This is a genomic window from Ruegeria sp. AP12 (assembly GCF_056540025.1).
On record NZ_JBQFVZ010000002.1, the window covers coordinates 128,354 to 140,948 of the forward strand.

The 12,595-nt window shown below is 57.5% G+C and carries 12 protein-coding genes and 1 tRNA gene; 8 read left to right on the top strand and 5 right to left on the bottom strand.

The window, feature by feature from the left end:
* Positions 1-55: 55 nt before the first annotated feature.
* The 3 genes from ggt to ACR0E6_RS08555 all read right to left on the bottom strand — a co-directional run bounded on the left by ggt (position 56) and on the right by ACR0E6_RS08555 (position 3,344).
* The gene (gene ggt, locus ACR0E6_RS08545; protein WP_480582390.1) at positions 56-1,849 is read right to left on the bottom strand and encodes a gamma-glutamyltransferase; all 1,794 of its coding nucleotides are present in this window, start codon (positions 1,847-1,849) and stop codon (positions 56-58) included.
* A 113-nt stretch (positions 1,850-1,962) separates the two neighbouring features.
* Positions 1,963-2,337, bottom strand: a complete 375-nt coding sequence (locus ACR0E6_RS08550) for a GFA family protein (protein ID WP_480582392.1) — start codon at positions 2,335-2,337, stop codon at positions 1,963-1,965.
* A 20-nt stretch (positions 2,338-2,357) separates the two neighbouring features.
* Positions 2,358-3,344, bottom strand: a complete 987-nt coding sequence (locus ACR0E6_RS08555) for a 2-hydroxyacid dehydrogenase (protein ID WP_170453125.1) — start codon at positions 3,342-3,344, stop codon at positions 2,358-2,360.
* Between the two features lie 195 nt (positions 3,345-3,539).
* Between ACR0E6_RS08555 and ACR0E6_RS08560 the strand changes: the two genes are divergently transcribed.
* The 4 genes from ACR0E6_RS08560 (at position 3,540) to ACR0E6_RS08575 (ending at position 6,219) form a co-directional block, all read left to right on the top strand.
* Entirely contained in the window at positions 3,540-4,004 is a 465-nt protein-coding gene (locus ACR0E6_RS08560) for an SH3 domain-containing protein (RefSeq protein WP_170453126.1), read from the top strand.
* Between the two features lie 116 nt (positions 4,005-4,120).
* A complete protein-coding gene (locus tag ACR0E6_RS08565; RefSeq protein ID WP_480582394.1) occupies positions 4,121-5,110 on the top strand; it encodes an NADPH:quinone reductase in 990 nt (329 codons plus the stop codon).
* Between the two features lie 94 nt (positions 5,111-5,204).
* Positions 5,205-5,279, top strand: a tRNA-Gln gene (locus ACR0E6_RS08570).
* Positions 5,280-5,442: 163 nt separating this feature from the next.
* Positions 5,443-6,219, top strand: a complete 777-nt coding sequence (locus tag ACR0E6_RS08575) for a DUF4145 domain-containing protein (RefSeq protein WP_480582396.1) — start codon at positions 5,443-5,445, stop codon at positions 6,217-6,219.
* Positions 6,220-6,522: 303 nt separating this feature from the next.
* On the opposite strand, the gene ACR0E6_RS08580 is transcribed toward ACR0E6_RS08575, so the two are convergent.
* Together ACR0E6_RS08580 and ACR0E6_RS08585 are read right to left on the bottom strand one after the other, a co-directional pair.
* Positions 6,523-7,410, bottom strand: coding sequence for a hypothetical protein (locus ACR0E6_RS08580; RefSeq protein WP_480582398.1), 888 nt, complete (start codon positions 7,408-7,410; stop codon positions 6,523-6,525).
* A complete protein-coding gene (locus ACR0E6_RS08585) occupies positions 7,301-7,609 on the bottom strand; it encodes a DUF3489 domain-containing protein (RefSeq protein ID WP_480582400.1) in 309 nt (102 codons plus the stop codon). Before ACR0E6_RS08585 ends, ACR0E6_RS08580 begins: the two co-directional genes overlap by 110 nt.
* A gap of 444 nt (positions 7,610-8,053) precedes the next feature.
* Here ACR0E6_RS08585 and ACR0E6_RS08590 point away from each other — a divergent pair, with 444 nt between their 5' ends.
* The 4 genes from ACR0E6_RS08590 to ACR0E6_RS08605 all read left to right on the top strand — a co-directional run bounded on the left by ACR0E6_RS08590 (position 8,054) and on the right by ACR0E6_RS08605 (position 12,594).
* On the top strand, positions 8,054-8,638 hold the full coding sequence (locus ACR0E6_RS08590) for an ANTAR domain-containing protein (protein ID WP_170523107.1): 585 nt from the start codon (positions 8,054-8,056) through the stop codon (positions 8,636-8,638).
* Positions 8,635-9,804 (top strand): ABC transporter substrate-binding protein, encoded by a 1,170-nt coding sequence (locus ACR0E6_RS08595; RefSeq protein WP_480582402.1) that lies wholly within the window; start codon positions 8,635-8,637, stop codon positions 9,802-9,804. Before ACR0E6_RS08590 ends, ACR0E6_RS08595 begins: the two co-directional genes overlap by 4 nt.
* Positions 9,805-10,074: 270 nt before the next feature.
* Positions 10,075-11,439 carry a CmpA/NrtA family ABC transporter substrate-binding protein gene (locus ACR0E6_RS08600; RefSeq protein ID WP_170523101.1) on the top strand — a complete coding sequence of 455 codons (1,365 nt, stop codon included), beginning with the start codon at positions 10,075-10,077 and terminating at the stop codon, positions 11,437-11,439.
* A gap of 72 nt (positions 11,440-11,511) precedes the next feature.
* Entirely contained in the window at positions 11,512-12,594 is a 1,083-nt protein-coding gene (locus ACR0E6_RS08605; RefSeq protein WP_480582404.1) for an ABC transporter permease, read from the top strand.
* Position 12,595: the final 1 nt, after the last annotated feature.

The following is a 12,595-nucleotide window of genomic DNA, read 5'->3' on the forward strand; positions in this document are numbered from 1 at the left end:
CGGGCCTTTCAGTTCATGACTAAAAGGCCCGGCAACGCGGGACAAGTCCCAAGACCTATTCGCCCAGCGCGATGCCTTCGCGCCGAGGGTCCGCGCCACCGCTCAGCCCGTCGCGAATTTCGATGGCGTGCAGGCCCGAGGTCAGGTCGCGGGGGTTCACCTCGAACCCAAGCTCGGTCAGGGCATCGACATAACCTTCGGCGGTGGTCCCCAGTTCAACGTCATAGGTGCCAAACCGGTTTACCAGATGCGGCAGCGAGACGGCCTGCTGCACATCCATGCCCCAATCCGCCCAGGCGATGATCGACTTGGCCACGTAGCCAATGATACGGCTGCCACCGGGCGATCCAATGGCCAGAACCGGCGCGCCGTCCAGCATCACAATCGTCGGGCTCATCGACGAGCGGGGACGTTTGCCAGGCTCCAGCCGGTTGGCAATGGGTACTCCGTCCGAATGGGTCTTGAACGAGAAATCCGTCAATTCGTTGTTCAACAGAAAGCCGTTGGTCATCAGCCGCGAGCCAAAGCCGTTTTCGATGGTCGTGGTCATCGACAGGACATTGCCATAGCCGTCCACAATCGAGATATGCGAGGTCGAAGGCAGTTCCAGCGAGGCATCATCGGCCCAGTTCAACGCGTGGTCGAATTCGGGATTGCCGGGCGCGACCTCGATCAGCGCGCTTTCGGTGTTCAGCAAGGTGGCGCGTTCCGACAGGTAGTCCGGGTCCACCAGCCCATTGGTCGGCATGGGGACATAATCGCTGTCCGCCATGTACCGCCCTCGGTCCGCAAAGGCGAGGCGCGAAGCGTCTCCGATCAAACGCCAGGCTTCCATGCTGTCCGGCCCCATGGCGGACAGGTCGAAATTGTCCAGCTTGCCCAGAATCTGCCCCACGGTCAGCGCGCCCGACGAAGGGGGCCCCATACCGCATACATCAAACGACCGGTATGCGGCGCAGACCGGCTCACGCTCGATCACCTGATACAGCGCAAGGTCAATGCCTGACAGAACGCCCGGATTGCCCGGAGCGGTCCGAACGGTGTTGACGATGCCCGCAGCGATATCACCGCCATAAAACCCCGCAGCCCCATCGGCCGCCAGAGTCCGCAACGTCTCCGCGTAATCGGGATTCACCAATCGCTGCCCTTGTTGCAAGGGTTCGCCGCCGGGCAGGAAATACTCGGCCGTTGCCGGAAAGCGGGAAAGCCGCTCGGCATCATTCTCGACCAGCGTGGCGAGGCGTGGCGACACAAGGAAGCCGTCCTCGGCCAGCCGGATACCATCTGTGAACAGGCCGGGCCATGGCGACCGGCCCCAGCGGCGATGGGCCTCCTCCAACAGGGCGGGCGTTCCCGGAGTACCCACCGACAGCCCGCCGACAACCGCGTCGAAGAATTTCAGCGGTTCACCGTTTTCGTCGTGAAACAGCCTCGGCGTCGCCTCCAGCGGGGCCGTTTCGCGCCCGTCCAGCGTGTTCAATTCTCCTGTGGCGGCATCGTACCAAACCAGAAATGCCCCGCCCCCAAGACCCGAAGATTGCGGCTCGACCAGCCCCAGAACAACCTGAACAGCAACCATCGCATCCGCAGCCGAGCCGCCTGCGCGCAGCACCCGCGCCCCGGCTTCGACGGCCAGCGGATTGGCGGCGGCGACCATCCAGTTGTCGGATTGCACCGGCACGCCTGCGGCCTTCGCCTCAAGCGCGGCAACCACTTCTTCGGTGAGGGCCTGAACCTGACCTTCCGTTGCCCCTTCGGGCGCAACCGCATCTGCGGTTTCCTGCGCAATAGACGGGGCAGCAAACGTGATCGCAGACAGTATGAGACCTGAAATATAACCGGAACGCATCGTATCCTCCAATTCAACTATTGCTTTCAACACTGTACGGGCCACCGCAACACCGCAACCATCGGTTGATACAGAACCGAACGACGGCAGAGTTCCGCCACGCCGTTCATCACCTAATCTGCGCGGTCCCGATCGTATCGTTGCATGCCCTCAAATTCGGGCAGCCAGCCTTCCCGCCGGATTGTCCAGCATTCATATGTCGGTTTCAATTGGCCGGGTTGGTCAAAACTGCCCAAATGAACCTCGACCTCTTCTCCGGTTTGGGCAAATACCGGCGAACCGCAGATCGGACAAAATGACCGCCCCGCATAGCTGCGGACCACTCCGCTGATCTCAACCGCGTCCGTGGGAAAGATGGCAGCGGCATAAAACAACGCTCCGTGATGCTTACGACAGTCAAGGCAGTGGCACATCCCAACCCGCGACGGAGGCCCCTTTGTCGTTACGCGCACGCTGCCACAGCGGCATCCGGCCCGATAAACCTCCATCACAGTCCTTTCCCAATGCGCTATAGCATAGCGGGCACAACCTGATCCGGCGGGCGGTGGCCATCCTCAAACGTCTTGATATTGATGATCACCTTCTCGCCCATCTCGATCCGCCCTTCCAACGTGGCCGATCCCATATGCGGCAGCAAAACAACGTTCGGCAATTGCCGCAGGCGCGGGTTCACATTGGTGCCGTGTTCATAAACATCCAGCCCGGCCCCGGCGATCTCACCCGCGCGGATCAGGCGGGTCAGGGCGTTCTCGTCCACCACCTCACCCCGCGACGTGTTGACAAGCACTGCCGAGGGTTTCATCAGCTTCAACCGCCGCGCATTCATCAAATGAAAAGTCGATGGCGTTGACGGACAATTGACCGAGATCACATCCATGCGCGCAACCATCTGATCCAGGCTTTCCCAATAGGTCGCCTCAAGCTCTTCCTCGGTCTCGGGGCGCAGGCGGCGGCGATTGTGATAATGCACCTGCATGCCAAAGGCGCTGGCACGGCGGGCAACGGCCTGCCCAATCCGGCCCATGCCCAGAATGCCAAGACGCCGACCACCGATCCGGCCACCCAGCAATGCCGTGGGTGCCCACCCGGCCCAATCGCCCTGCTGCATCACGGCCAACCCTTCGGGTATGCGGCGCGTAACCGCTAGAATAAGGCCCATGGTCATGTCGGCCGTATCGTCGGTCAGCACACCCGGCGTGTTTGATACCAGAATGCCGCGCTGCCGGGCTGTGGCCACGTCGATATTATCGACACCCGCGCCATAGTTCGCGATCAGACGCAGGTTCTCACCCGCCTGCCCCAGCAATCCACCGTCAATTGTGTCGGTCACTGTGGGTACCAGCACATCGGCCTCTTGCACCGCCGCGACCAGTTCTTCGCGTGTCATGGGCGCGTCATCCTCGCGCAGGCGAACATCGAACAACTCGCTCAACCGCGTTTCCACTGCCTCGGGCAACCGTCGCGTTACAACAACACTCAGACGTTCTCTTGGCACTTCAGCCCTCCCATCGCTTTGCAAACGCGCGCGCTCCATGGCATCGTGGCGCAGGATAAGGCGGGGCACAAGAACCCCTAAGGCATTGAGTCGACCTTTTTTCGAAAGCAGATCAACAGGCACAAGAGCAGACAGTCAGTGAGTGGTCTTCTACCGGTGAAACGCCGCTGTTTGGCGATCCTTACCGTGGTTCTTATGGCGTTCGGCCCAATCGCCGCCGCGACGCAAGAGGCGCGCGGCCCCGTCACGAATCTGCCCCTGCCCCGCTATGTCTCGATGAAAGCGGCCGAGGGGAATGTGCGACGCGGCCCGTCCCTGACCCATCGAATCGACTGGGTGTTCAAACGTCGGGGCATGCCGCTGCAGATCACCGCCGAGTACGGCAACTGGCGCAAGGTACAGGACCGTGACGGAGCAGGCGGCTGGGTCCATTACGCGTTGCTGTCAGGTGTTCGGACCGTTCTGATCGAATCCGATATGTTGCCCGTTTACGCCCGCCCTGACCCGAATTCTCAGATCAATGCGCATTTCGAAACCGGAGTCGTCGCCCGCCTTGGCACATGCTCATTGGATTGGTGCCGGATATCCGCAGGCGGCTATCGCGGCTGGACCTTGAAATCCAACCTTTGGGGCGTCGAACCCTCCGAAATCCGCGAGTAAGAGCCACCGCCTTGTGCTGGCGGCACCGCGCAATCGTTCGGGCGCGACCGAGGTTCGAATCTCTGGCAATGCCCCGCGACGCAGCTAAATTGACCTGACAGGGCCGAGGGGACACCATGAAAGCCATCACATACTCAGCATTCGGCGATGCGTCAGACGTTCTGAAACTGGAAGACCTTCCCGACGTGCCTCCGGCCCCAGGTGACGTGATCGTTGATCTGGCCTTTTCCGGTGTGAATCCCTCGGACGTCAAAGCGCGTGCCGGATCCAGACCCGGGGTCACGAAACCTGCGTTCCCGGTGATCGTCCCCCACAGCGACGGGTCCGGTGTAATCTCTGCCGTTGGAGAAGGCGTTCCAAAATCGCGGCTGGGTCAGCGCGTCTGGATATGGAATGGCCAGTGGAATCGCGCCTTGGGAACAGCGGCCACCCAAATCACACTGCCCTCGGATCAGGCGGTTGCCCTTCCTGACGCCGTCTCCCTGGAAACCGGGGCGGTTCTGGGCATTCCGGGCCTGACGGCCAGCCACGCTGTCTTTTCAGGCGGTGAAATTGAAGGCCAAACCATTTTGATCCACGGCGGAGCAGGCACGGTTGGCTATCTGGCCGTCCAAATGGCGAAATGGGCAGGCGCCCGTGTCATTAGCACTGCACACCCTCGCAACTATGAGCGCGTGCGACAGGCCGGATCGGAAACGGTACTGGACTACAGCGATCCTGATCTGGCCCAGCAAATCCTTACCGCCAATGATGGCGTTCCGATCAACCGAATCGTCGATGTCGAATTTGGCCGGAATGTAGAAACAAATACTGCCGTGATCGCCGAGAATGGGCGTATCAACGCGTTCGGCTCCGCGCAGGAGATGTCCCCCACCCTGCCCTTTTACCCCCTGATGTTCAAAGCTGTGACGCTTGAGCTTATCCTGATCTACCTTCTGCCGCCTGCACCGCGATCTGCGGCGATCAATCGGCTGCATGCAGCATTGGAAGATGGCAGCTTAATATGCCCGGTTGAAAAGATCCTGCCGCTACAGGATTGCGCATCCGCCCATGACCTTGTCCAAACCGGCAATCGCAACGGCGCAGTGCTGTTGAAAACCACCTGACGACCGGCCAAAAATATTTTTTCAAGGCAGTCGCATTTTTTACCCAAAAGCCCTTGAACCCCGCCAACAACAATCGTAGATAGCCGCTCACCGTTGGGGTGTAGCCAAGTGGTAAGGCAGCGGTTTTTGGTACCGTGTATCGTAGGTTCGAATCCTACCACCCCAGCCATGATCCTCCCATAACATATTGATTTTCAACGATATTACCCAACATCGTTCCGTAAATGTTGCGGGATAACGCAAAATCCCGCAACATTTTTGAAGTTGCTTGCATCCGGCGCTTTCACTAAGGCTCTGAAATAATTGGGTAGTCCTTTTTTGTTTGAGGCAATATGAAATACGTTCCACCGTCGATTGAAGAAACCGCATTCAACTGCCCACACTGCAGCGTTTTGGCCAAACAATTTTGGTACACCGCATATGCGGATCCCATGAGAAAAGACGATTCTCCTCAGGTTTGGTCGGATGAAGAGGCAAGGAACTTCGATCTGAGCGAAGAAGAAGACCCTGACGAGCGGGAAAAAACTCGCTCTCGTTTGATACGTTTGGCGCAAGGTATTCCTTATGTTGAAAGTAGACGCGCTAGCCGGGAAAGCTTGGTCTCCAATTTATGGTTATCCAGGTGCTTTAACTGCGAAAAGGTAGCAATTTGGGTTTACGACAAACTACTTTACCCAAACTCGGGGGTAGTAATAGCACCAAACCCAGATCTGCCCCCAGACATACGCCGAGACTATGACGAGGCCGCAGCGATTTTAGATAAATCTCCGCGAGGGGCGGCGGCACTAATCAGACTTGCTATTCAGAAACTCTGCGTGGTGCTTGGACAGGCCGGAAAAAACATAAACGATGATATCAAAGCATTAGTAGCTAGCGGTTTGGATCCCCGGGTGCAAAAGGCGTTAGATGTAGTTCGTGTTGTTGGCAACAATGCAGTGCATCCCGGCCAAATTGACCTCCGCGACGATAGAGCGACAGCCGAAACCCTGTTCCGGTTGTTAAACCTTGTCGCAGAAAAGATGATCTCAGAACCGAAGCATGTCGACGAAGTTTACGCATCTCTACCCCAGTCCCAATTGGACGCGATTCAAAGGCGCGATAAGAAATGACGGCTTTCTGCGTTGCAGAAATTCCCGCAACAAATCCCGCAACATTTTTTCGCCGAACTAGATGTAAGATGCTGAAATAAAATACTTTTTGCAATAATCCAAATCCTACCACCCCAGCCATGATTTTCCATTAAATCACACACTGAATAATTGGTTGCCGATTGTGGCTAATTTTCAGGGACTTAGTTTTTGACGATTCGAGCTGAGACGCGAACGTGAGCACAACAATAGCCGATTTCGGGCCGCAGTCTCAGTACGCGGTTCCGGCGGTACGAGTTTGGTGACTTTGGGAGAGTCTGTAGATCAGAGCGCAGCGAACTGCTGGCGCTGTTCTGACCAGATCGCTGGGAAGCCGGACTTGATTAGGTATTCCGTGGTCAGGCCGTCAGGTTGCTCGCCTGCAGCGATGGCATCCAGAACATCAGGCGCTAGCATGGCCAGATCGACCACATCCTGAACGCGGCGTTTGGAAATGCCCTCTTCTTCAGCAATCTCAGAAAACGTTCTGCCGTCAATAATCATCGCCAACAATTGGCGCGCCTTGATTATGTTGCGGACAAGTGTCTGATCGATCTCAGGAGGCGGATCGCCCAAGTGCAATTTCAGTTCCACGCCTCTGCGGCGCATCTGGAATGGAGCTTCAATTGTTAGTTCTTCGGCATTGACCTGATCCGCTCTGCACTCGATCATCCGGGCCAGTGCCTGTAGATCCAGCTGCAGACTCAGCGACCCCTGTCGTATGTCTGCCCGCGCAATCAGGTCGAGGCATTTCCTGACGGACTGGCAATTTCTGAGATGCTCCGCTGCTGAAGCAATTTCGGCCGCAGACATATCCTGTAACATTGATGTCACAGCGTTCGGTCGGCTTAGGTGTTGTCTAACCACTTCAGCCAGGAGGTTCTCAAGCTGTTCTGCAGGCAGTCGCCACGTATCGGGAAACTTCTGACTGCGATCCGTCACAAGACGACCAGAGATAAAGTACCGCAACCGCTTTCCATTTTTGCGACTATGGCTGGGCGTCAGCCGATCTCCGGTCTCATCATAGAGCTTTCCGGCCAGTGCTGATCGCTTTGCTTTCTGCTTAACGCCGCGCTCCCTTACTGCGCCATCTTTCAGCAGCTGCTGCACCCGCTCCCACACCGCCGGGTTGATGATGGCAGAGCGTACCTTTGCCAGATCCAGATCGCTCAACAGTATGTCCCGCCTTGCGCAACATCGAAATCGCCGCGCGCGCGGAATGCGGTTGCCACCCAAAGGCGTTCTGAATCTGCGCAATCGTTGCACCAGCCTTGCGGGACAACAGTTTCTGCAACTGTTGCTGTCGCGTCGGGTTGTTCCGGGCGGGTTTGGCGGGTGGTGTTTTGATTTCCGTATCACATGAAGTTGTCATTGATGTCTCCACTTTGCGGGCACAGGCTGATCCTGCGCCCTGTACTGAGTGGAGCCCGGGTGCCCCGAGCGAATCTCAACCGTCGTCAGTACCACTTCCGTACAAGCCAAAGTCCAGTTGTTTACTGTAAGAATCGGGCGGGAAGCGGTCGTTCGCTGCGTTCGCGAAACCACATGGTTTGCTGTCAAAGCGGACTTTCGAATTGATCGTCTAAGGAAGTGCATTTGAACGTCCCAGAGCTAAGGAGTGCCCCCCAAAAAGATTCGATCCAATGCGTCACCGCGGTGTTCACTGTAAAATTTTTTGATACATGCAAAGAAACTGTGCAGACATTCCGCTGCGCGCGAAAAATAAGCTGAGAAATTGGGCGAACCGGTAGTCCGATGACTACTTTTGATGGAGTTGTAATTGCGATCAATGACGCTTGGGCTCACTTGATTCTCTATGAAAACAAACCTGACAGTCGTTGTAGTCGAACAGAATCAAGAACGTGCTTTTGCAATTGTAGATTCCTTAAAAGAGTCCGGAGACGTTGAGGTTTTTGTGATCGGTAATGTCTCCGGGCTGGCACGCAAAATCGCAACGCATAGCCCAGACATTGTCCTGATAGATATCGACAATCCCTCGCGCGATATGCTTGAAGAGCTGACCGTTGCGTCGGGTCCACTGGAACGTCCTGTGGCCATGTTCGTCTCGGGCGCAGCGGGCGCGTTGTCAAAAGCCGCCGTTGAAGCTGGGGTCTCAGCCTATGTAGTCGATGGACTTCAAGTCGAGCGCATAAAACCTGTGATCGATACCGCCATCGCTCGCTTTCAGGTACTACGTCAGATGCGGACCGAACTGGCGGAGACCCGCCGCGCCTTGGAAGATCGCAAGGTGATCGACCGCGCCAAAGGGTTGTTGATGAAGGCCAAGGGTGTGTCGGAAGACGAAGCCTATGCCCTGCTGCGCAAAACTGCGATGAATCAGAACCGCCGGGTCGCGGATGTTGCCGAAGCCCTTGTAACTGCGTCGGGGTTGTTGTCATGAGAACCGCAATCCTGCCCGTCGCCTATATGCCTCTGGTCGACGCGGCCCCGCTTATCGTCGCGCGCGAGATGGGGTTTGACCATGCCGAGGGTATTTCGCTGGACCTGCACCCAGCCCCGTCATGGTCCTCTTTGCGCGACATGCTCGCCTTCGGGCATGTGGATGCGGCGCATTTGCTGTCGCCTATCCCCGTTGCGATGGCTTTAGGTCTTGGTGGCATTGCAACGCCGCCATCCGCCGTGTCTGTCCTTTCCCTGAATGGCAATGTCATCGGCGTTGGAACGCAATTGGCTGGCCGGTTGACCGAACAAGGTTACGGCTTCGACTTCTTTGATGCCGCTGCGGCTGGGACTGCGCTGGCAAAGGCCGCCGGTGACGTTTTGGTATTTGGCGTGCCTTTTCCCTTTTCAATGCATGTTGAATTGCTGCGCTATTGGGTTTCTAGAACCGAGCTGGCCTCTAAACGGGTCGAAATCCGAACTGTGCCACCGCCGCTGATGGCAAAGGCACTCGCGGGTGGCGAGATCGATGCCTTCTGCGTGGGCGAGCCTTGGGGCTCATTCGCCGTAGACGACAATGTCGGCGCACTGCTGCTGCCCGGCAAGGCGATCTGGACCTGTGCACCTGAAAAGGTGTTGGCGGTCAGAAACGATTGGGCCGAAACCGAGCCGCATTTGCTGGGCAGCCTCATGCGGGCCGTTTGGCGCGCGGGGCGCTGGCTATCAAACACGGACAGCCGAACAACTGCGTCCGAGATGCTGTCGCGTAAAACCTACCTCAACGTCTCACCCGAACTGATCGACCGCGCTTTTATGGGCGAATTCACAATCTCGGCCCGCGGCGAGCAACGCCATGTGGATGGGTTTGTCGAATTCTTTGACGGCGCTGCCACCTTCCCGTGGCGCAGCCAGGCGAAATGGGTCGCGCATCAATTGGCGCAAAGAAACGGACTGGACGCCGGAACTGCGGAACGACAAGCCGCCAAGGTCTTTCGCAGTGATCTCTATCGCCGCGAGTTGCAGGGGCTGGGCGTTGAAACACCCGGCGCGTCAGAGAAACTGGAGGGGGCATTGCCCGAGTCGACGGCGGTTGCCTCGGCCAATGGCAGCCTGATTCTGTCTCGGAATGTCTTTTTCGACCGGCGCATTTTCGAGCCTGCGGGATAAGTTTGCACAAAATTATTGCAGCGCAGCATTTCTTTTCGCTGCATTGCAGAAATTTCTGGGTGATAACATCGAAAATTGATGACGTCTCGCTGCGCGACTGACTTAATCGGGACATCGGCAGGCAACGACGCCCACCGACGGAATTCGCCCATAATCCAGGGCACCTCACATGAGCAAAGCCGCTCGACCATCCGCCACCTCCTCCCGGCGGACTGTGTCGGCGGCTTTTTTGTTTGCCCAAGGGGTTGGGCTGAACCGAAAGGGATCGAGATGAAAAAGCTTCTTTTAGGCCTCGCAGCGACGACGGCGCTTGTGTCTCCAGCACTGGCCGAATTGGAACTGGAAAAAGACGAGCTGACCTTTGGCTTTATCAAACTGACCGACATGGCGCCGCTGGCTGTCGCCTATGAGAATGGGTACTTTCTGGACGAAGGCCTGTTTGTGACGTTGGAAGCACAAGCAAACTGGAAAGTCCTGTTGGATGGCGTGATTGACGGGCAGTTGGACGGCGCACACATGTTGGCCGGTCAGCCGCTTGCGGCAACCATCGGCTACGGGACCGAAGCCCACATCATCACGCCGTTTTCGATGGACCTGAACGGCAACGGTATCACAGTTTCCAACGAGGTTTGGGAAGAGATGAAGCCGAACATCCCCGTCATGGAAGATGGTCGACCCCAGCACCCGATCAGCGCCGAGGCGCTGGCTCCGGTGGTCGAGAAGTACAAATCCGAAGGCAAGCCCTTCAACATGGGCATGGTCTTCCCTGTTTCGACGCACAACTACGAACTGCGTTACTGGCTGGCGGCCGGGGGGCTGCATCCCGGATACTACAGCCCGGACAACGTGACCGGCCAGATTGGTGCGGATGTGTTTCTCTCCGTAACCCCTCCGCCGCAGATGCCTGCGACGCTCGAGGCCGGTACGATTTATGGCTATTGCGTGGGAGAGCCGTGGAACCAGCAGGCCGTGTTCAAGGGCATCGGCGTTCCGGTCATCACCGATTATGAGCTGTGGAAGAACAACCCGGAAAAGGTCTTTGGCCTGAATGCCAAGTTCGCTGAACAATACCCCAACACCACTTTGGCCGTTACCAAAGCGCTGATCCGCGCGGCGATCTGGCTTGATGAAAATGACAACGCCAACCGCCCCGAGGCGGTCGAAATCCTCAGCCGTGCGGAATACGTAGGCGCCGATTACGACGTGATCGCCAACTCGATGACTGGCACGTTCGAATACGAAAAGGGCGACAAGCGCGAAGTTCCCGATTTCAACGTGTTCTTCCGCTATAATGCGACCTACCCGTTCTATTCGGACGCTGTCTGGTACCTGACCCAGATGCGCCGCTGGGGGCAAATTGCCGAGGCCAAACCGGACAGCTGGTATCACGACGTCGCGAAATCGGTCTACAAACCCGAGATCTATCTGGAAGCAGCGCGCCTGCTGGTCGACGAAGGTCTGGCAAATGAAGCCGACTTCCCTTGGGAGAGTGATGGCTACAAAGCGCCGACCCCGGCCGAGGATATTATCGACGGCATCGCCTATGACGGCCGTACCCCCAATGCCTATCTCGAAAGCCTGCCCATCGGCCTAAAAGGCGATCAGAAGATCGTCGGTTCGGACGTGCAAGGCTAACCCTGAAACGCCGTGCCCGGCATCGGTCGGGCGCGGACCACAAAGTGCCCCGCCATCGCAAGGACACATCAGATGACAACGGTCGATCCCGAATTAAACGCAGACGCCGCCCGAGAGGCGCGCCGCGCCTGCCTGTACACCCGCATCAACGCTGCCGACAAATGGTTCCAGGTTCTGGGCCTCAGCTGGGCCACCCCGGTTCTGAAGGCCGCTGCCGGAGACAACCCGCGCGCCCAGATGACCGAGATCTGGCGTCTTCTGGTCGTTCCCCTTTTGTCGATCTGCGCGTTCCTGCTGTTGTGGGGGACATTGGCACCCAAAGTTCAAACCTCTCTGGGCGCGGTCCCCGGACCGGCTCAGGTCTGGGAAGAAATGATCAACCTGAACGAGGACGCGCAGGCCAAGGCCGCCAAACGCGACAAGTTCGAGGCGATGGTTGAGAAACGGAACCAGAAGCTGATCGATGCGGGCCGGGCGGATGAGGTCAAGCAAGTCGCTTACACCGGTGCTCCGTCCTACTACCAGCAAATCTGGACCTCGATCAAAACCGTGTTTTTCGGCTTCCTGATTGCTACGGTTGTGGCTGTTCCGCTTGGGATCGCTGCTGGCCTTTCACCGACTGCAAATGCGGCGCTGAACCCGCTGATCCAAATCTTCAAGCCGGTCTCACCGCTGGCATGGCTACCGATCGTGACCATGATCGTCTCGGCGGTTTACGTCACCAATGACGGCTGGTTTGCGAAATCCTTCCTGATCTCTGCTATCACCGTGACCCTGTGTTCGCTTTGGCCCACGCTGATCAACACTTCTCTGGGCGTGGCATCCATCGATAGAGACTTGGTAAACGTTTCCAAGGTTCTGAAAATGAACACTTATACCAAGATCACCAAGCTGGTGCTGCCCTCGGCCTTGCCGCTGATCTTCACTGGCCTGCGCTTGTCGCTGGGCGTCGGCTGGATGGTTCTGATCGCGGCTGAAATGCTGGCGCAGAACCCCGGCTTGGGCAAATTTGTCTGGGATGAGTTTCAGAACGGCTCGTCCAGCTCGCTCGCCAAGATCATGGTTGCGGTCTTCACCATCGGCATCATCGGCTTCCTACTGGACCGAGTGATGTACGCGCTGCAATCCCTGTTTACCTTCACGAATAACCGGTGAT

Excerpts from the sequence above, each read along its gene's own strand:
- ACR0E6_RS08605 (WP_480582404.1), top strand. The coding sequence starts at position 11,512 with ATGACAACGGTCGATCCCGAATTAAACGCAGACGCCGCCCGAGAGGCG.
- ACR0E6_RS08600 (WP_170523101.1), top strand. The coding sequence starts at position 10,075 with ATGAAAAAGCTTCTTTTAGGCCTCGCAGCGACGACGGCGCTTGTGTCT.
- ACR0E6_RS08560 (WP_170453126.1), top strand. The coding sequence starts at position 3,540 with ATGGCGTTCGGCCCAATCGCCGCCGCGACGCAAGAGGCGCGCGGCCCC.
- ACR0E6_RS08590 (WP_170523107.1), top strand. The coding sequence starts at position 8,054 with ATGAAAACAAACCTGACAGTCGTTGTAGTCGAACAGAATCAAGAACGT.
- ACR0E6_RS08550 (WP_480582392.1), bottom strand. The coding sequence starts at position 2,337 with ATGGAGGTTTATCGGGCCGGATGCCGCTGTGGCAGCGTGCGCGTAACG.
- ggt (WP_480582390.1), bottom strand. The coding sequence starts at position 1,849 with ATGCGTTCCGGTTATATTTCAGGTCTCATACTGTCTGCGATCACGTTT.
- ACR0E6_RS08565 (WP_480582394.1), top strand. The coding sequence starts at position 4,121 with ATGAAAGCCATCACATACTCAGCATTCGGCGATGCGTCAGACGTTCTG.
- ACR0E6_RS08595 (WP_480582402.1), top strand. The coding sequence starts at position 8,635 with ATGAGAACCGCAATCCTGCCCGTCGCCTATATGCCTCTGGTCGACGCG.
- ACR0E6_RS08585 (WP_480582400.1), bottom strand. The coding sequence starts at position 7,609 with ATGACAACTTCATGTGATACGGAAATCAAAACACCACCCGCCAAACCC.
- ACR0E6_RS08575 (WP_480582396.1), top strand. The coding sequence starts at position 5,443 with ATGAAATACGTTCCACCGTCGATTGAAGAAACCGCATTCAACTGCCCA.